This window comes from Pseudanabaena minima str. Chao 2107, from assembly GCF_051131155.1.
Taxonomy (GTDB): Bacteria; Cyanobacteriota; Cyanobacteriia; order Pseudanabaenales; family Pseudanabaenaceae; genus Pseudanabaena; species Pseudanabaena minima.
Genome location: NZ_CP159508.1, coordinates 4366742 through 4383972 on the forward strand (window position 1 = coordinate 4366742; position 17231 = coordinate 4383972).

The following is a 17231-nucleotide window of genomic DNA, read 5'->3' on the forward strand; positions in this document are numbered from 1 at the left end:
AGCGATCATCCTATCATTTTGACCCTGTAAACCGCAAACCGACAATACCTAGCACAATGAGGCTGATGCAGATAAATTTTGATAAATCACGGGATTCACCGAGAAATATAGAACCAAAGATCGCTGTTCCCACCACGCCGATCCCTGTCCAAACCGTATAACCTGTAGCAATTGGCAGTGTTTTTACGGCTTGAGCTAACAGGATAAAGCTAGCGGTGATCGATGAAAGGGTGAGGATGGTCGGCAATGGTTTTGTAAGACCTTCGGTGTATTTTAAGCTACTTGCCCAGACAACTTCCAATAGTCCCGCAATTATTAAATTAATCCAATCCACTGTGTATTCCTTTTGTGTAAATCTCAGAAAAAGATAGATTGTGCAGCGCGGAGCGCTGCACAATCTATCTTTTTCTGGCTCGTAATGATAGCGAACTCAAAACAACGCTTACCGAACTAAATGCCATTGCTAAACCTGCGATCGTCGGATTGAGAGAAATGCCAAAACTGGGGTAGAGAACTCCTGCGGCAACAGGAATCGCTAGGGTGTTGTAAGCAAAAGCCCAGAATAGATTTTGGCGAATTTTGCTGAAGGTGGCGCGACTGAGTTGGATCGCAGGGACAACATCGCTAATGTCATGACGCATTAACACAATATCGGCGGTTTCCATAGCAACATCGGTTCCTGAACTGAGGGCAATGCCCACGGTGGCACTGGCTAAAGCTGGTGCATCATTAACGCCATCGCCAATCATAGCCACACGCTGACCTTCTGCTAATAATTTCATAACTGCGGCTGCCTTGCCTTCAGGCTTGACTTCTGCGATCGCCCGTTCGAGGGGAATACCTAATTGGTTGGCGATCGCCTTGGCAGTTTCTTGATGATCACCAGTGAGCATCCAAACCTGTAAGCCCATCGCTTCGATTTGGCGAATGACTTCAGGAGCTTCAGGCTTGAGACGATCGCGCATGGCGATGATCCCCACCAGTTGGTAATCCAAGGCAATAAAAATTGGAGTCTTACCGAATTCTGCTAAATTCTGCGATCGCTCTAACATCTCGTCAGAAATTTCTACTTGGCGATCACGTAACCATGCACTATTACCCACTAGAACTTCTTCACCTGTGGTCAGTATCGCTTCCACACCGCAGCCCGTCACAATTTGTGAAGATTGTGTTGGTAGTAGCTCGATATTTAACTCTTGAGCCTTAGCGATCGTCGCCGCACCAAGAATATGATTTGCGCCAGTTTCTGCACTAGCAGCTAGTTGCAATAAACGTAAAGCGGAAGCTGGGACTTCGCGCTCTTCTACCATACTTTTAAAAGTAGTTTGCTCAATCAGTTTGCGCCCAAAAACGATTAAGTCATTGGTGATCACATCGGTGACTTCAGGCTTACCTGTGGTCAGCGTGCCTGTTTTATCAAAGATCACTGCCGAAAGTTGATCGATCTTTTCCAGACTTGCCCCACCTTTGATTAAGATGCCTTTTTCAGCGCCAATTCCCGTGCCGACCATGATCGCTGTTGGCGTTGCCAAACCGAGCGCACAGGGACAAGCCACTACTAAAACGGCGATCGCCAATTTCAAACTAAACACAATTTCGGCATGGAGCAATCCGTACCAAATTAAAAATGTCAAAGCGGCGATCGCCATGACCGAGTAGGCAAAATATCCCGCCACACGATCGGCTAGATATTGAATTGGGGCTTTGCTTGCTTGGGCTGATTCTACGAGTGAAACAATTTGCGCCAAAGTCGTTTCTGAGCCAGTCTGCAAAACTTGGACTGTAATTGCGCCTGTCAAATTCAAGGTTCCCCCAGTGACTCGTGCCCCTAATTGCTTCGCAACGGGGATTGACTCACCCGTGAGCATTGACTCATCAACGCTAGAACTACCAGCAATAATTTCGCCATCGACAGGAATTTTTTCTCCAGCCCAAACCACGATGCGATCGCCTACTTGCAAATCTTCGACTGCCATTGGTACTTGCAGATCGCCATCTGCACTACTGATCAGTAATCTGGCGTTAGCGGGCTGCAACTCCATCAAGGCTCGAATTGCATTGGAGGCTTTGCCCTTGGCGCGGTCTAATAAAGCTTGTCCCAAAAGCACAAAACCGAGCAACATTACAGGCTCTTCAAAAAAGCATTGCCAATTTAACTGTGGTACAAATAAGGCGATCGTGCTGGCTAAATATGCTGAAACTGTCCCTAAACCCACCAATGAGTTCATGTTTGGGGCGCGATACCACAGCGATTTCAAGCCATCCCACCAAATTGGGCGACCGATCCAGCCTAGCGCTATGGTTGAGACTAGCCAATGGGCATACATATTGCCAATCAAGGGCAAATCAGCGACACCGATCAAACCTAAATGTCCGACGATCGCCAAAATCACCAACGATGCGGGGATGGCGATTTCTTTGGTCAGCCCGAACCAAGAATTTTGAGGGGGATTTTTAGATACAGCATTGCGAGAAGATTGGCGATCGCCTTTATCAATTAACTCCGCCGCAAAACCTGCTTTGGCGATCGCCTCAATCAATTGCGGTGCTAAATCCTGTGCTGAATTTTCACTGCTATAAACTACGGTTGCTTTCTCCGTTAGTAAATTTACACTTGCTGCCTTTACCTCTTCACAGGCGAGCAAACGTTTTTCGACTGTTGCCACACATCCAGCACACTTCATACCTGCGATCGCTAAGGTTAAGGAGCTAGACTGTAGGTTAGGAGATGCTGTTGTTATTGATTGAGTCAGTACCACAAACTTGTATCCAAAATTTATAAAAAATCTATATTTGAAGAACCTATTTTTTGTAGATGCTGCTTCGCTGCACCTGCAAAAACGTTTTTTAATTTGCTAGTCCCTCTCGATGCCTATCTGTCGCTAGCTAGTACTAAAAGCTGATAGCCACAAAGCAATACATAGGGTTAGCATATACCCAAATCTAATTTGATTGATTGGGAAATTATTCTGATACAGCGTTCTGATATTTTAATCGTTTCCTACTTACCTTGCTGATTCTGTGGGACTGCTAAAATTTAAAGATGTTGAGACTTAAAAGTCTGAGTGAGTATGCCTAGCTGCTATTCATACCAGATAATAGGTTGAAACAACTAATGAACAACATAGTAAAGTCACTAATTAGCAGCAAGATTTGTAATGTCGTTTAATATTCACGCTTAGTGTTGAGATTAACAATTTAAAAGTAGAAATTTACTAAAATTTTCTAGGTTTTCAGACTTGCCCCAATGGTTCAAAATTCTCTGACAATGAGTTAGCTAATGTCCATTTCTGACAGCGAGTTCTCTATTCATTTTTGGGGTGTGCGTGGCAGTATAGCTACCCCTGGTCCAACCACAGTACGCTATGGTGGCAATACCCCTTGTGTAGAAATGCGCTGCCAAGGAAAACGTATTATCTTTGATGGTGGAACGGGGATTAGGGTTTTAGGACAGCATCTGTTAAAGCAGATGCCGATCGAAGCAAGTATTTTCTTTACCCATAGCCATTGGGATCATGTTCAGGGGTTTCCTTTTTTTACGCCTGCTTTTGTGAAAGGGAATCTGTTTAAAATTTATGGGAAGATTGCCCCGACAGGGCAAACGATGCAGGAACGCCTAGAGGAGCAGATGCATCATCCTAATTTTCCTGTGCCATTGAGGGTGATGGCTTCATGTTTGGAATTTTTTGATGTTGATGTTCCTAGTGTGATCGAGGTTGGGAATGGGGTCACTGTGGAGACAGGGTTGTTGAATCATCCAGGGGAGGCGACGGGTTATCGAGTGAGTTGCGGCGATCGCGTGGCGGTTTATGCGACGGATACTGAACATTTTAGCGATCGCGTTGATGAAAATCTGGTATATCTAGCGCGAAATGCTGATGTGTTAATTATGGATGCTACTTATTCCGATGAAGAATATTGGTCAAGCGCTAGTCCCAAAATCGGCTGGGGGCATTCGACATGGCAAGAGGCTATCAAGGTTGCTGAAGCAGCTAATGTGAAGACTCTCGTAATTTTCCATCATGATCCTTTGCATAGTGACGATCAGTTAGATGAGTTTGGGCGGCTAGCTCAAGAGAAGTTTGCGGGAGCCGTAATGGCTAGAGAAGGAATGTATATTTCTATTCCTGTTCGCACAGGTTCTAAGCCGTTAGTTAAAGTTTGATAAAGGCTTCCATAAAACAAAGAATTAATTATATTTTTGATGGCGCGGCTTCGCCGCGCCATCAATTTACCAATCTAAAGGAATAGATGCGACGCTTTGCGTCGTATCTATTCCTTTGTGCAAAGATAAATCCAAAGCGATCTCGATAAAATAGGGCTAGAAACTACATCAGCCGAACCAAATGCTATCTCCACAGGTAACAGACAAACTCGCCCCCCAAGCGTCCACATGGAAAATTAAGCTGCTATACGATGGCGCATGTCCTCTTTGTGTGCGTGAAGTCAACTTTTTAAAAGGCAAAGATGGCGATCGCGGCTTGATTAAATTTGTGGATATCGCCGCCGATGACTACGATCCTGCTGACAATGCGGGGATTGATTTTGAAACTGCGATGGGCAGGATTCATGCTGTGTTGGCTAATGGTGAGATCGTTCAAAATGTCGAAGTATTTCGCCAAACCTATGACATTCTTGGGCTTGGTTGGATCTATGCAATTACGAAATTGCCCCTAATCGGGAGCTTAGCCGATGCTCTCTATGGTGTTTGGGCAGACTATCGCCTCTTGCTGACTGGTCGCGCCGATCTCCAAACTATCGTGTCTGAACGTCAGAAACGTCTGCAAGGTTGTACTGATGGCTGTGCGATCGCCGAGCAGGAAACATCATGATTATTACTTGGCTAGTGATAGCGGTTGCTTCGTTTGTTGGTGGCTTTGCTCTCAATAAGCTTTATCCTGCTGACTACAAATGGTTTATGCGATTGCGTCGTCCACGCTGGCTCACCTTTGAAGGCGCAATTCCCTTTATTTGGATTTCGATTTTTATTTGTGGGATTACCTCAGCAGCCGTGCTATGGGAAACCCAACCCTCCACGATGAACACATGGTTGCTGATGATTGGCTATGCGATCGTCGAAATCGCGATTTTAGCCTATACCCCAGTGATGACCCGATTTCGCAATGTTAGGTTAGGGGCAATTGTAGGCGCGATCGGTTTTATATTAGGGTTAGTTTTAACAACTCAAGTTTGGCAAATTTCCAGCTTGGCAGGATGGTTATTAGTGCCATATTTGCTATGGAGTCCTGTGGGTACTTATGTAACATGGGTGATGGCAAGACTTAACCCACCTGAGATTTAACAATATTAAACTTTGTCTAACTGCTTACTGTAAGTAGTTGGTAGGAAATAAAATTCCTTGTTTTCTTGTATTCTTAGCCTGTGTTCCAAATATCCGATCCCAGAAGCCTTGAATGCCATAGTTACCTTTAAAACAGGTATGATGACGGTCATGAAAATCTGACGAAACGAAGAAAATCGATAGAGAGCTATGCCCTTCTAGGTTATAAAAATTACCTACGATAGTCCATGCACAGATCTGAGAGAGATCGCATCCAAATATAAAAACGGGTAAAAGATCGGTAATTGTAGTAATTATGTATTCAGATAAACTTTTATGAGAAGCTACAAAACTGGATGAGTCTCGAAACTCATGATGTTTAAGATGTATTTTCAAAAAATATTTATGCAAAATATAATGACTAATATAGAAACAGAAATCGGCAACAACTATTCTCATTAAAAACCATACAAAATTGAGGGACAAACTATTCCCTCGATGCACTTCTGGTGCTAAGAAAAGTATTATAAATGCGGCAATTAAAGATTTTAATTCGCCCAAAATAATTCCTTTCGGAGTAAAATTGGGGAAATCTTGTTCCTTAACTTTAACAACCCGAATATTGAGTTTATCTCTCCAAATCTCATTCTTTTTGAGACATTTTTCAATTAGAAATCCTATCCCATAAAAAGAAATAGAACCTACCATATAGTACAGCAATACTTGAAACTCAAAAGGTGTTTCAATATCTTTCAGGAATAAATAAAAAATCTGTTGGAGTAAAGTACATATAACCGCAATTTTTATAAAGAACTCAATTTCAGGTAGAAAGCCAAGAGTTTTTCTCATATTTAAGTAAGTCTTGCACTGCGTATCATTTGTGCTACGGAAATGATTTCGATAAGTATCTTTTTCAAGATCAATTTTTTGTTAATTAATTACTAAAAACCACGACAAATTAATTTAGTTGTGTTGCTAGCAAAGCGAACACAATTAAATTAATAGAATTTTTTTGCCGCAAAAGCAGCCTAATGGCAATTACGCCATATAGACTTATAAGCGTATTTCCTTTTAGTTGGTTGGCGTGAAATATGTACTTTAAGACATATCCCCCCGTTAGCTAACCAATGTCTGAATTGTTATCAAACACTAAGTTATTAGTATGAATACAATAGAGGTAATACTAATCGTTAATAACTATATTTTATTCTATATTCTAAATTTGTATCAATTGATTGAAATTTAAAAAAAATTAATGATTGTCAATTATTTAAAAATCATGACACTGGTCAGGTAAGGTAATGAAATGCCCATTTCATAATAAATGTATAAATCACATTTATTACGCTTTCAATGTACCGTATCTAGTCTTGTCAAAATTGTAATTTTAGATTACACTTCAGTAGTTATTGCGTTTATGACACGTAAGGGTTAATGAGATCGTGGGGGCGATCAATATATTGATATTAATTTTAATAATTAGAGATTGGCAATATGTGTCTTATTGATATATTCGCTATGGGTTCTTGTTGGTAATTATGTAACATGAGTCATGGTAAGACTTCATCACCCGAAATTTTAGATATTTATGGTCATTTATGTTAGGACATAAAATAAATTCATAGATTTACAGGGTTTTGCCCCATAAATCTATTTTAGTTTAACCGTATTCATCCAAACAATCTTATTCATCGTACATACATCAACAATAGCAACTAAGACAAATATGACAGTTAAACATTTAAAGATTCTGCATCAACATAATACAAATATAAATCAAACCTTTCAGAAAGATGGACAGGATGTTGTTCAAGGGTTAAGTGGAACTCCGAAAGCCCTCCCTCCGAAATACTTTTATGACGATCGCGGCTCGGAGTTATTTGAGCAAATTTGCGAACTTCCCGAATATTATCCAACCCGTACCGAAGCATGGATATTAAATAAATATGCTGATGAAATCGCTGATATTACAGGTTCCTGTGAATTAGTGGAATTAGGTAGCGGTAGTTCTACCAAAACCCATTATTTACTGAGCGCCTATCAAAAAGCTACAAATTCTCTAACAGAAGCCATACCAGATGCTTTTAGCTATATTCCCATTGATGTGAGTGGTGGCATTCTCAAAACTACAGTCTTACATTTACAACAAAAATATCCTGATTTATCGGTTGAAGGACTGATTGGCACATATGATGAAGCGCTATTTCACTTGGGCAAAAACCATTTGCGATCGCGGATGATTTTCTTTTTAGGTAGCTCGATCGGTAACTTTACAGAATCAGAATCTAATGATTTTTTAGGTAAGGTTTCCCATGCTTTGACTCAAGGAGATTATTTCTTATTAGGGATTGATTTACAGAAACCGAAAGAAATCTTAGAAGCTGCTTATAACGATAGTCAAGAAGTAACAGCCGCCTTTAATTTGAATATGCTTTCCCATTTGAATTGGCGATTTCAAGGCGATTTTGATCTCGATTTATTTAAGCACCAAGCCATTTACAACAAGATTGATCATCAAATTGAAATGTATTTACATGTGCGATCGCCTCATCAAGCATCTCTCGAAATACTCGATCTCAAGGTTCAATTTGAAGCAGGTGAAAGCATCCTCACTGAGATCTCGCGTAAATTTGACTTAGAAAAAGTTCAAGCACAACTGCGATCGCAGGGTTTAGAAACAGTCAAAATCTGGACAGATCCCCAAAAATGGTTTGGCTTAGTTCTGTGTCAAGTTCCTCATAATTAATTTTGTTTTAATTGTATGCAACCACCAAATCTCCACCGTTGCGATCGCCCAGAAATTCTTGCCTATTTTCAAAGAGCTTGGCACATCGAAGATAGCTTAATGAAAAGTTTGGTTAATCCTGAAACTTTTTATACAAATCCCGATCCCTTACGTAATTTATTGATTTTTTATTTAGGACATTCGGCAGTCTTTTATATCAATAAATTAGTCAGAGTTGGCTTGTTAGAGCAACGCCTAAATGCTCACTTTGAAAGCCTTTTTGAAATTGGAGTCGATCCAGAAAAACCTGAAGAAATCGCCAGTATCTTTGATAATCTTCAGCAAGCAGAAGTTACAGCAGTTTGGCAATATCGCGACCAAGTTTACAATGTAATTTCTGAGCTAATTAGTAACTTAACGAATATTACCTTGCCCATTAATTCAGCGCATCCACTTTGGGCGTTGATGATGGCGATCGAGCATCAATATATTCACATCGAAACATCATCAATGTTGATTCGCCAGTTGCCTGTTGATCAACTGCAACGTCCCGAAAGCTGGCAATATGCTCCCGCCAATGGCTACACCACAGCAAATGAAATGATTGAAGTCACAGGTGGTACAGTGCGACTAGGCAAACCTCAAGATTCAAATATCTATGGTTGGGATATTGAATATGGCGATCTCACGGTAAATGTGGTGACTTTTCAAGCAAGTAAATATCTAATTACCAATGCCGAATTTCTCGATTTTGTCAAAGATGGCGGCTACGAAAACCAAGACTATTGGCACGAGCAATCATGGGCTTGGAAAGTTCAGCACGATATCAAGCACCCTAAGTTTTGGGTTCCTGATGCTGACAGCTATAAATATCGCGCTATGTTTGATGAAATCGCGATGCCCTTTGACTTTCCTGTAGAGGTCAATCATTATGAGGCGATCGCCTATTGTCGCTGGAAAGGCTATCATATGCGCCTGATGAGTGAAGCTGAATGGTATCTCGCAACCTACGGTTCTTCAGAACTTGCTCAAGCAGCAGATAGCCAATCTGAAAATTACAATCTCAATTTAAAATTCGCTTCCCCAAATCCCGTTGGCTATCTTCCTCAAGCCAAAAGTGATTTCGGACTATACGACTTGCGCGGTAATGTGTGGGAATGGCTCAGTGATCATTTAACGCCACTTGCAGGATATGAGCCTCACTATCTCTATGAGAACTATTCCGCACCATATTTTGATACGAAGCACAATATGATGGCAGGCGGCTCATGGATTACCAGTGGAACTGAAGCTGAGAAGTACTACCGCAACTGGTTCCGTCCCAACTTCTATCAACACGCAGGATTTAGAATCGCCTCTTCATAAGGGGTAATCCATGAATTGCCCCTACGAATAATTAGAATATATTTGAGAGAGATAATTACAATGCATCCACAAAGAATTGAACCACAAGCAGGTCAAGAGTCTGTATGGGACTATCCCCGTCCTGCAATCTTAGAGGGTACAACTAAGCATATTCGTATCATTTGTAATGACATTGTTTTAGCAGAAACCGATCGCGCTAAGCGAGTTTTAGAAACTAGTCATCCGCCTTGCTATTACATTCCTATGGAAGATATTAAAATGGAGTATCTGATCGAGACTTCGCGACGGACAAGGTGTGAATGGAAAGGTATTAGCCAATATTATGATGTGGCGATCGCTGATAAATATATCCAAAATGCTGCATGGCGATATTCTGTCCCTACTCCTAATTTCGTAGATATTCAAGACTCTATAAGTTTCTACGGCAGTCTTATGGATGCCTGCTATGTCAATGATGAGTTAATCACGCCTCAAGCGGGTGACTTCTACGGTGGCTGGATTACTTCTGATATTGTGGGGCCATTTAAAGGTGAAGTAGGTACTTGGGGCTGGTGATTATTGTGGCATTGTAGAGGCTACAGAGAGATGGTATCCATCTTGCCCTAGGTCTTCTACCTGAAAATCTATCACTCGTCGCTGATTATCAGCAAAATACTTGAGTTTACGATCAATCAAATCTTCAATCAAAGCCCTACTAGTCGCAATATCCTCTTTATCGATACTCTTCTTCGCCTTTTTAATCATTGAGACAAAGATTTTATCTAGCATTATTATCCTTTCGCCTTCTGGCATAAGTGCTAAATCCCAAGCTGTTACTGCGGTCTCTATTAGATGCCGAATTTCTTGCATATTCTGGGGGATATCAGCATAGGGGCTAACGAAGTCTTTCAAAACATCAGACATTTTGGCAATCCCATCTTGACCTGTCATCATCTGTATATCTGTACCAAAATCGCGTTTAACAGATCTTTGAAATTTCTCAAAAGATCTATTGCTTGCTTTCTCCCTTTTTTGCTGGCGGACAAGTTCACTAAATTCTTTAGATTTTTTAGCCATTGCTGTTTGTTAATCGCATTAATAGATTTTCTCGATTTTATCTTGACTTTGATTTCAATAGCGATCGCTAATAATGACTTTAAACCCATTAAATCGTAAGTAAATAAGAAATAGGGTAGTAAAATAATTTAAAGATGAATATTTAAGCTTTAATGATTGTCTCCTTTGCTTGTAAAGAAACCGAAAGGATTTGGCAAGGCTTGCGATCGCGTAAGCTACCATCAGATATACAAGAAAGAGCTTTACGCAAATTACGTCAACTTGATGTATCAGCTAATCTAGAAGATCTCCGCATACCTCCTGCCAATCATCTAGAAGCACTGGTTGGCGATCGACTTGGACAATACAGTATTCGCATCACTAAGCAATGGTGACTCTGTTTTATTTGGCGTAATGGAAATGCTTATGATGTTGAGATTGTTGATTATCATTAGGAGCAAAAGCAATGGAAGATACTTTACTGCGTAATCCTCATGTTGGCGAAATCTTGCAATATGAGTTTTTGGAAGAGTTAGATATTAGTGTAAATAGTCTGGCTGATAGTTTGCGGTTGCCATATTTGAGTATGCAGCAGATTATTCAAGGTAAAGCTCCGATGACTGCGGATGTGGATTTGCGGTTATGTCGATATTTTGGGTTGTCGGATGGTTATTTTTTGCGGTTGCATTATGCATATGAGTTGATGGAAGCAAAAAGGACTCTAGGCGATATTTTGAGTCAAATAGTCCCGATAGCAGTCTTGCATTAAATTGCATATCGAGTTACCGCTCCCTCATGAAAAGTAGGACTGGAATGGACTAGATAAAATACCCAGTAATTTACCAATTTCTTTAATAAAATAATCTTCTTGATCAATCCAAAGTGTCTTCTCTTCAAGACGTAAAAATTTCCATATCATTCCTGTTGTCACTACACCATAAATAGGAAACTTTTGATCATACTGGGCATTAAATCTTTGAGCGGCAACCATTTCGGCAATACATTGACCTAATCCTCCTTTAATATTTTCATTTTTCGCTTCGACAAGGGTAATCACTGGACAAGAGATTTCATAGATTTCACTGGAGGCTGTCAAAAGAAAGTCACAAAAGCCATTTAAGCCAGCTTCTACATCAACGTTAAATTCTGTCCCAGAGAAAAAGCCGACTTGTTCATGGAAAATTTGACGAATTTCTAAGAGTATGGGAGCAATTAGCAATTCAGATCTAGCTTTTTCAGTACTGATAGCGTTGGCAATGGAGAGATTGCGTTTGAGGGTTTGTTGCAGATAATCACTTATTGTCAAAGGCTGAATATCCACAAATAAATTTTCTGACTCTTTCACTATCAAGCCAAATTTTTCTTGTACTTGTGCGATCGTTTTAAATTCGCTGTATGACATCGGTATTAATCCTCACGCTACTAGAGTGATCGCGCTACTAATCTTTAGTTTAACGTACTGAAACAAGCTGTAATGATAACGATCACAAGTCTGTAATGCATGTGATCGGAAAATATTCGTTTAACCATCTATTTTTAGGTAAGGGCTTATAATTCTTATATCTCAACGGGTGTAGTGATTTTTTGCTAACTCAAAAACTTTCCGCTAAAATTACCCAAAAAGCCAAATTTGTGTGTTAGGATAAATCCAAGCAGTCAAATTAGCGTGTTTGGGTATATGAGAATCGTGAACAGGCAACCCTTAAATGTTGAGCTACTAACGCTTGACGATGGTACTCAAAAGATCGCTTGGGATATCAAGCAACTCCAGTCTTTATTGGGGATAAGCGATTTACTTCATCAGAAAGAGTTATCTTCAACAACAAATACAGGAGTTAATTCTTCTGGCATACCAACTATTGAGACGGTAATTGCGATATTAGATGAACTTGGTTTAAAGGATTTATACGAAGTTCGTTATCGTAAACAGTACGCAACAATCATTCCTAAAACTGATTCTAAGCGTCCAAAAGTTGCTATGTACGTTGTACAACAACAATCAGAACTTGTCTTGTCTATTCATGAAAAAATATGGAATGGTCATCAAGTTAAATTTTTTTGGAATGAGTGGGATGATAGATATGATTGCGAACCTGAACAAATTTACCAAATTTTTTATATCCCAGTATCAGAAAAGCCTGATTTCGTTGGGAGGATAACTGAAGTAATGGGAAATCAAGATTCTCGTCTATCCATTTTGGAAGAGAATTTATATGCGACTGAAAGTTCATTCGCATTTGAGATGCCTGACGATTTTGAAGGTCTTCCATTACTTAAGGATATGAGTGAACAGAATATTTGCTTTAATTTGACTAAAGATCAACGATTCCCCTCAACTGATAGAATCTCAATTGTTGATCTTTCGCACCTTACAAGCTTTCTATCTGAACTAAAGCTTAATGTTGAAATTTTCCTTCGCTCAAACGGAGAAAAACCTGAGAATGTATTTAAACAATTTAATATTGATCGATTTTAACCAAAAGCCAATGATGATTTTGATTTTTAGTTAACAATTTTAGCGATGACACACATGGAGAATCTACTATGTACATGAGCCAAGTTCAAGAAGGAAAATCGTTTCTTCATCAGGGACAAATTTGTTTAATGGAATTGATTGAAGGAGTTTTACAAGATAAAACTCAATATCGTTTATTTCCTGAAGTTTCCCTTGCGCGGATAGTTCAAAAAAATGGACTAGAAGCAAGTCTACATCATGAATTACAGAGATTTATCAAGAGTTGTAGCTCTCTCGATATTTTGATTTGTCGCCATGAAGCTATGTTTTCTTTACCTGTAATCGCGATAGAACGCCAAAGCCCTTATCATGACTTACCCGATCGCCAAGAAGCAGATCGCAAAAAAGCAGCAATTCTCAGAAAAGCCGAACTTCCATTAATCTATGCCGACGAACCCTCTAAAGGAATTGTTCGCTTTGCCAAAGCCGAGCAACCTCAAAATATTTGCTGTGAAGTGAATGTTTATCGAGGCTTAGGACGTGATAAATTGCGTGAATTTTTGCTGTCAGTGATGGAAGAAAATCATGAGAGTCAAAGGGTATGACTGATAAAGCAATTCGTTGGATCGGCTCATCCCTAAAAGACCTAACAAATTTTCCTGATGCAGTTCGTATTTTCCTGATGCAGTTCGTAAAAAAGCAGGTTTCCAACTAAGAGCGATTCAGAGTGGCGATTCACCTTCTGACTTCAAACCCATGCCGACCGTTGGTTTAGGTGTTGAAGAAATTCGTATTCGGACTGAAGATGCTTATAGAATATTCTATGTTGCCAGATTTGCAGAAGCCGTTTATGTTCTCCATGCTTTCCAAAAGAAAACTCAGAAGACTTCAAAATCAGATATAGAAATCGGACAAAAGCGTTATCAGCAAATGTTGCAATATCGACAATCTGACAAAGCAAACATTGATAAATGAAATTATCAAGCTGCTTTCACATTTACCTCAAACCTCACATCCATCCCTGCACGCACCAACATCATCACCAACTTATCAATGCTAAACCTCTCAATATCACCATTGATTAAATCGCTAATCCGAGGTTGAGTTTCACCAAAAAACAAAGCAGCTTGCTTTTGCGTCCATCCTTGAGACTGAATGAAACGCTTAATATTCAATATCAAGTCAGCCCGAATTTTGAGATTAAGAGCCTCTTCAGGCGCAAAGCCCAAATCTTCAAATACATTCGTCCCACCTTGAATAACTTCAGAAATTTGATTCTGGGTCATTTATTTTTTAATATGTTAATATACCTTATTTGGCATACTAGCATAGTAATATTTAAGTAGCAAATAGGAGGCGATCGCTTGTGTGTTAGAAGCATTGATGATTGAGGCGATCGCTGTTTGATTGAGCTTAGGGGCTATCTGATAAAATGAACACCAGAAGCTAACATTAGCAATCACTTACTTAACTATGCAAATCACCCTAGACATACCAGACGATATCGCCGCTACTGTACAAGATAACCTTCCGCAAATATTAGCTCTAGGGTTGCGAGAAATAAACGCTAATCCCAATAACGGCTTTTCTGGATTGACGGAAATATTGCATTTCTTAGCCAAACTTCCATCCCCTCAAGAAGTCTTAAATTTACGCCTTGCACCAGACGCACAGCAAGAAATTGATAATCTATTAGAAAAAAATCGTACTCAAGGTTTTAACGAAAGCGATCGCCTACTATGGCAACATTATGAATTTATCGAACATCTAGTGCGCCTTGCCAAAACTCAAGCCCTGATTAAGCTCCAGCCGAGTCAATGAGTAAGAGTTAGATCTCCGCTAAAATTAGAAAACTAGTCAGCGATCGCGCCCAAAACTGTTGTGAATATTGTCTGATTCCTGAAAGCTTAACCTTAGTTCCCCATCAAGTAGATCATGTAATTGCTGAAAAGCATGGAGGTAAAACTATAGAAGAAAATCTAGCTTTATCTTGTTCACTGTGTAATCAAGCTAAGGGCAGTGATATTGCGTCTATTGATGCAGAAACAGGCGAAGTTATTAGACTTTACCATCCCAGACAAGACCAATGGCAAGAGAATTTTCAAATCGAAGAATCTAGTGGTGTAATTTATCCATTGACTGCAATTGGGCAAGTGACAATACAGCTACTGAAGATAAATCGATCAGCTTGCTTACCATATCGGCAGATGCTGGCTCAAGCAAAAATACTGATGCAACGATGATGTTGTTGGTTGTGTTGGGAGGCGATCGCTTGTGTGGTGAAAGTAGGGATGATTGAGGCGATCGCTTATAATTGAGACTAGCAAGAAAAGGGAGCTAAGCAAATGATGACTCAAACAATGGTAAAGCCCTCTTCATGGATATCTACAGGAATTATTACTGCAAAAGTTCGCGATCGCTATTTGTTTAAGTTCTCCGAAGAATTACAAAGTCGCTTAGATGAATTGAATGAACGGCTTAAAGGAATTGGACTAAATGACAGAGAAAAAGCAGAGTTGGCAGGCATTTTAGAACTAGATCAAATTTTTACTTTGCTTAATGCCAAAATTATTAGCGAATCCTAAATTTTACATGGCAATCCCTGTAGCAATAAGACTCCAAATAAGACAAAGAGCCAATTTTTTGTGTGAATATTGTCATTCTTCAGAAGAAATTAGTCCTTCAAGGTTTGAGATAGATCACATTCAACCGAGATCCATTGGAGGTTCAGATGACCTTGATAACTTAGCCTTAGCTTGCCAGTGCTGCAACTCACATCATTACAACTTTACCCAAGGAAAAGATCCAGCAACATTAAACGCCGTAAATCTATTTCATCCTCGTCATCAGGTATGGAAAGAGCATTTTATCTGGAGTAACGATGGATGTAAAATTATTGGTATTACTGAAACAGGAAGAGCAACTGTAAATCGACTAGATTTGAATGATGAAGTTCGTGGTGAAGGGGAAATTATGAGAGCCAGACAAGCATGGGTAAAAGTCGGTTGGCATCCTCCATCAACTGATTCAAGGCAATCTTTCTAGCTTTTTGTCATCAAGTTAATAAAGCGATCACAGCTTTGATGTTTTTGGTTGTGTTGGGAGGCGATCGCTTGTGTGGAGAAAGCATGGATATTTCAGGCGATCTCTATGTGGTTAAGGTTAGGGATGATCCATCTCAAGTTTAATTACATCATAAACACTACGTGTTTTGGCACAATCAATTAAGTATTATGGTAATCGCGCATTCTTGATATGACATCAGATCCATGACACAAACAATTTCTTTCAAACTCTCCGAACTCGCTGCCGAGTTTGTCGCCGCTCTCCCCGATTGTCGATTTGAATCTGATGGTGACGATCCCATCATTACAGGAGTCGCCGCGATCGATAAGGCGCAATCTGGAGAAATTACCTTTGTGTCTTCTGCAAAATTTGTTGCTCGTCTAAAGGATACCCAAGCTAGTGGTGTAATTCTGGATCTAAAAACTCCGTCACCTTTGCCCTGTATCCGTACCGCCCATCCCCGCATTCTCTTTGCCAAGGTTCTAGAAAAGTTTTATCAACCACCGACACCGCCACAGGGTATTCATCCCACCGCAATTTTGGGAGAAGGCGTGCAGTTAGGTACAAATGTGGCGATCGCACCCTATGTCGTCATTAGCGATCGCGTCAAAATTGGCGATAACGTCACGATTTATCCCCATGTCACCATTTACAACGATGTCGAGATTGGTGCTAATACAACTATTCATGCCAATTGTGTAATTGGCGATCGTACCCAAATCGGCGCAAATTGTCTGTTCCATCCCAGCACAGTTTTAGGCGGCGATGGCTTTGGCTTCGAGATATCGCCTAATGGCACTTGGTACAAAGTCCCTCAAATCGGTCATGTGATTATCGAAGATAATGTCGAACTGGGCTGTTCTTGCGCCGTTGACCGTCCTGCTGTCGGTGTAACGATTATTCATAAGGGTGCAAAATTGGATAACTTTGTGCAGATTGGTCATGGGGTGGAAGTGGGAGCGCATTCCGTTCTCGCCTCACAGGTGGGCTTAGCAGGTGGTGTCACCCTCGGTCATCATGTGGTCATGGCAGGACAAGTTGGTGCAGCTAATCATATCCACATTGGTGATGGTGCAATTATTGGCGCAAAGTCAGGTATTCCCAGTGATGTTCCCGCAGGTGTAACGATGATGGGTTATCCCGTTGTTCCTGAAAAAGACTGGAAGCGCATCGTCATTTCGGAGCGTCAACTTCCAGATTTACTACATACAGTTCGCAAACTAGAAAAGAGAATTGCGGAACTAGAAGCAAAGACTGCTGAATAGCAGTAGCCAAACCTAAAAGAGAGTTGCGGCGCAACTCTC

Annotated in this window: 22 protein-coding genes and 1 pseudogene; 16 read left to right on the top strand and 7 right to left on the bottom strand. The window is 40.4% G+C overall.

The window, feature by feature from the left end; genetic code table 11:
- Positions 1–13 precede the first annotated feature (13 nt).
- Together ABM313_RS19790 and ABM313_RS19795 are read right to left on the bottom strand one after the other, a co-directional pair.
- Entirely contained in the window at positions 14–334 is a 321-nt protein-coding gene (locus tag ABM313_RS19790; RefSeq protein WP_434684877.1) for a DMT family transporter, read from the bottom strand.
- Between the two features lie 64 nt (positions 335–398).
- Entirely contained in the window at positions 399–2759 is a 2361-nt protein-coding gene (locus ABM313_RS19795) for a heavy metal translocating P-type ATPase (RefSeq protein WP_434684878.1), read from the bottom strand.
- A gap of 521 nt (positions 2760–3280) precedes the next feature.
- Here ABM313_RS19795 and ABM313_RS19800 point away from each other — a divergent pair.
- The 3 genes from ABM313_RS19800 (at position 3281) to ABM313_RS19810 (ending at position 5302) form a co-directional block, all read left to right on the top strand.
- Positions 3281–4165 (top strand): MBL fold metallo-hydrolase, encoded by an 885-nt coding sequence (locus ABM313_RS19800; protein WP_434684879.1) that lies wholly within the window; start codon positions 3281–3283, stop codon positions 4163–4165.
- Positions 4166–4346: 181 nt separating this feature from the next.
- Entirely contained in the window at positions 4347–4832 is a 486-nt protein-coding gene (locus ABM313_RS19805; protein ID WP_434684880.1) for a thiol-disulfide oxidoreductase DCC family protein, read from the top strand.
- Complete coding sequence (locus tag ABM313_RS19810) at positions 4829–5302, top strand: TspO/MBR family protein (protein ID WP_434684881.1); 474 nt, start codon at positions 4829–4831, stop codon at positions 5300–5302. The genes ABM313_RS19805 and ABM313_RS19810 overlap by 4 nt, the downstream gene beginning before the upstream one ends.
- Before the next feature lie 24 nt (positions 5303–5326).
- On the opposite strand, the gene ABM313_RS19815 is transcribed toward ABM313_RS19810, so the two are convergent.
- The gene (locus ABM313_RS19815) at positions 5327–6130 is read right to left on the bottom strand and encodes a sterol desaturase family protein (RefSeq protein ID WP_281006404.1); all 804 of its coding nucleotides are present in this window, start codon (positions 6128–6130) and stop codon (positions 5327–5329) included.
- An 877-nt stretch (positions 6131–7007) separates the two neighbouring features.
- Here ABM313_RS19815 and egtD point away from each other — a divergent pair.
- Genes egtD through ABM313_RS19830 form a run of 3 tightly spaced genes read left to right on the top strand, consistent with a single transcriptional unit; the run spans position 7008 to position 9926 of the window.
- Positions 7008–8027, top strand: coding sequence for an L-histidine N(alpha)-methyltransferase (egtD, locus tag ABM313_RS19820; RefSeq protein WP_434684882.1), 1020 nt, complete (start codon positions 7008–7010; stop codon positions 8025–8027).
- Positions 8028–8042: 15 nt separating this feature from the next.
- Positions 8043–9371 (top strand): 5-histidylcysteine sulfoxide synthase, encoded by a 1329-nt coding sequence (gene ovoA, locus ABM313_RS19825; protein ID WP_434684883.1) that lies wholly within the window; start codon positions 8043–8045, stop codon positions 9369–9371.
- Positions 9372–9431: 60 nt separating this feature from the next.
- Positions 9432–9926, top strand: coding sequence for a DUF427 domain-containing protein (locus ABM313_RS19830; protein ID WP_434684884.1), 495 nt, complete (start codon positions 9432–9434; stop codon positions 9924–9926).
- Here the strand turns inward: ABM313_RS19830 and ABM313_RS19835 are convergent, their stop codons facing one another.
- Entirely contained in the window at positions 9927–10427 is a 501-nt protein-coding gene (locus ABM313_RS19835; protein ID WP_434684885.1) for a hypothetical protein, read from the bottom strand.
- A 152-nt stretch (positions 10428–10579) separates the two neighbouring features.
- On the opposite strand from ABM313_RS19835, the gene ABM313_RS19840 reads away from it, so the two are divergent.
- Positions 10580–10801 carry a type II toxin-antitoxin system RelE/ParE family toxin gene (locus ABM313_RS19840; protein ID WP_434684886.1) on the top strand — a complete coding sequence of 74 codons (222 nt, stop codon included), beginning with the start codon at positions 10580–10582 and terminating at the stop codon, positions 10799–10801.
- Positions 10802–10872: 71 nt separating this feature from the next.
- A complete protein-coding gene (locus tag ABM313_RS19845) occupies positions 10873–11175 on the top strand; it encodes a HigA family addiction module antitoxin (protein ID WP_434684887.1) in 303 nt (100 codons plus the stop codon).
- Positions 11176–11199: 24 nt separating this feature from the next.
- Here the strand turns inward: ABM313_RS19845 and ABM313_RS19850 are convergent, their stop codons facing one another.
- Positions 11200–11808, bottom strand: coding sequence for a hypothetical protein (locus tag ABM313_RS19850; RefSeq protein ID WP_434684888.1), 609 nt, complete (start codon positions 11806–11808; stop codon positions 11200–11202).
- A 285-nt stretch (positions 11809–12093) separates the two neighbouring features.
- On the opposite strand from ABM313_RS19850, the gene ABM313_RS19855 reads away from it, so the two are divergent.
- From ABM313_RS19855 to ABM313_RS19865, 3 genes and pseudogenes are all read left to right on the top strand, one after another.
- Complete coding sequence (locus ABM313_RS19855) at positions 12094–12882, top strand: hypothetical protein (protein ID WP_434684889.1); 789 nt, start codon at positions 12094–12096, stop codon at positions 12880–12882.
- Positions 12883–12956: 74 nt separating this feature from the next.
- Positions 12957–13466: a DUF2726 domain-containing protein gene (locus ABM313_RS19860; protein WP_434684890.1), complete on the top strand. Its 510-nt coding sequence runs from the start codon at positions 12957–12959 to the stop codon at positions 13464–13466.
- Positions 13463–13836, top strand: a pseudogene (locus tag ABM313_RS19865) (type II toxin-antitoxin system RelE/ParE family toxin). The gene ABM313_RS19860 and the pseudogene ABM313_RS19865 overlap by 4 nt, the downstream one beginning before the upstream one ends.
- Before the next feature lie 5 nt (positions 13837–13841).
- On the opposite strand, the gene ABM313_RS19870 reads toward ABM313_RS19865, so the two are convergent.
- Both ABM313_RS19870 and ABM313_RS19875 read right to left on the bottom strand, forming a co-directional pair.
- Complete coding sequence (locus ABM313_RS19870; RefSeq protein ID WP_434684891.1) at positions 13842–14147, bottom strand: helix-turn-helix domain-containing protein; 306 nt, start codon at positions 14145–14147, stop codon at positions 13842–13844.
- A gap of 15 nt (positions 14148–14162) precedes the next feature.
- Positions 14163–14324, bottom strand: a complete 162-nt coding sequence (locus ABM313_RS19875) for a hypothetical protein (protein WP_434684892.1) — start codon at positions 14322–14324, stop codon at positions 14163–14165.
- A 10-nt stretch (positions 14325–14334) separates the two neighbouring features.
- Between ABM313_RS19875 and ABM313_RS19880 the strand changes: the two genes are divergently transcribed.
- The 5 genes from ABM313_RS19880 (at position 14335) to lpxD (ending at position 17192) form a co-directional block, all read left to right on the top strand.
- Positions 14335–14682, top strand: coding sequence for a hypothetical protein (locus ABM313_RS19880; protein ID WP_434684893.1), 348 nt, complete (start codon positions 14335–14337; stop codon positions 14680–14682).
- A 71-nt stretch (positions 14683–14753) separates the two neighbouring features.
- Positions 14754–15104 (top strand): HNH endonuclease signature motif containing protein, encoded by a 351-nt coding sequence (locus ABM313_RS19885; RefSeq protein ID WP_434688535.1) that lies wholly within the window; start codon positions 14754–14756, stop codon positions 15102–15104.
- A 102-nt stretch (positions 15105–15206) separates the two neighbouring features.
- The gene (locus tag ABM313_RS19890) at positions 15207–15446 is read left to right on the top strand and encodes a hypothetical protein (protein ID WP_126385619.1); all 240 of its coding nucleotides are present in this window, start codon (positions 15207–15209) and stop codon (positions 15444–15446) included.
- A 7-nt stretch (positions 15447–15453) separates the two neighbouring features.
- The gene (locus ABM313_RS19895) at positions 15454–15906 is read left to right on the top strand and encodes an HNH endonuclease (protein WP_434684894.1); all 453 of its coding nucleotides are present in this window, start codon (positions 15454–15456) and stop codon (positions 15904–15906) included.
- Between the two features lie 224 nt (positions 15907–16130).
- Entirely contained in the window at positions 16131–17192 is a 1062-nt protein-coding gene (lpxD, locus tag ABM313_RS19900; RefSeq protein WP_434684896.1) for a UDP-3-O-(3-hydroxymyristoyl)glucosamine N-acyltransferase, read from the top strand.
- Positions 17193–17231: the final 39 nt, after the last annotated feature.

Excerpts from the sequence above, each read along its gene's own strand:
- ABM313_RS19850 (WP_434684888.1), bottom strand. The coding sequence starts at position 11,808 with ATGTCATACAGCGAATTTAAAACGATCGCACAAGTACAAGAAAAATTT.
- ABM313_RS19805 (WP_434684880.1), top strand. The coding sequence starts at position 4,347 with ATGCTATCTCCACAGGTAACAGACAAACTCGCCCCCCAAGCGTCCACA.
- ABM313_RS19845 (WP_434684887.1), top strand. The coding sequence starts at position 10,873 with ATGGAAGATACTTTACTGCGTAATCCTCATGTTGGCGAAATCTTGCAA.
- ABM313_RS19815 (WP_281006404.1), bottom strand. The coding sequence starts at position 6,130 with ATGAGAAAAACTCTTGGCTTTCTACCTGAAATTGAGTTCTTTATAAAA.
- ABM313_RS19810 (WP_434684881.1), top strand. The coding sequence starts at position 4,829 with ATGATTATTACTTGGCTAGTGATAGCGGTTGCTTCGTTTGTTGGTGGC.
- ABM313_RS19800 (WP_434684879.1), top strand. The coding sequence starts at position 3,281 with ATGTCCATTTCTGACAGCGAGTTCTCTATTCATTTTTGGGGTGTGCGT.
- ABM313_RS19830 (WP_434684884.1), top strand. The coding sequence starts at position 9,432 with ATGCATCCACAAAGAATTGAACCACAAGCAGGTCAAGAGTCTGTATGG.
- egtD (WP_434684882.1), top strand. The coding sequence starts at position 7,008 with ATGACAGTTAAACATTTAAAGATTCTGCATCAACATAATACAAATATA.
- ABM313_RS19890 (WP_126385619.1), top strand. The coding sequence starts at position 15,207 with ATGATGACTCAAACAATGGTAAAGCCCTCTTCATGGATATCTACAGGA.
- ABM313_RS19860 (WP_434684890.1), top strand. The coding sequence starts at position 12,957 with ATGAGCCAAGTTCAAGAAGGAAAATCGTTTCTTCATCAGGGACAAATT.
- ABM313_RS19895 (WP_434684894.1), top strand. The coding sequence starts at position 15,454 with ATGGCAATCCCTGTAGCAATAAGACTCCAAATAAGACAAAGAGCCAAT.
- ABM313_RS19880 (WP_434684893.1), top strand. The coding sequence starts at position 14,335 with ATGCAAATCACCCTAGACATACCAGACGATATCGCCGCTACTGTACAA.
- ABM313_RS19835 (WP_434684885.1), bottom strand. The coding sequence starts at position 10,427 with ATGGCTAAAAAATCTAAAGAATTTAGTGAACTTGTCCGCCAGCAAAAA.
- ABM313_RS19870 (WP_434684891.1), bottom strand. The coding sequence starts at position 14,147 with ATGACCCAGAATCAAATTTCTGAAGTTATTCAAGGTGGGACGAATGTA.
- lpxD (WP_434684896.1), top strand. The coding sequence starts at position 16,131 with ATGACACAAACAATTTCTTTCAAACTCTCCGAACTCGCTGCCGAGTTT.
- ovoA (WP_434684883.1), top strand. The coding sequence starts at position 8,043 with ATGCAACCACCAAATCTCCACCGTTGCGATCGCCCAGAAATTCTTGCC.
- ABM313_RS19840 (WP_434684886.1), top strand. The coding sequence starts at position 10,580 with ATGATTGTCTCCTTTGCTTGTAAAGAAACCGAAAGGATTTGGCAAGGC.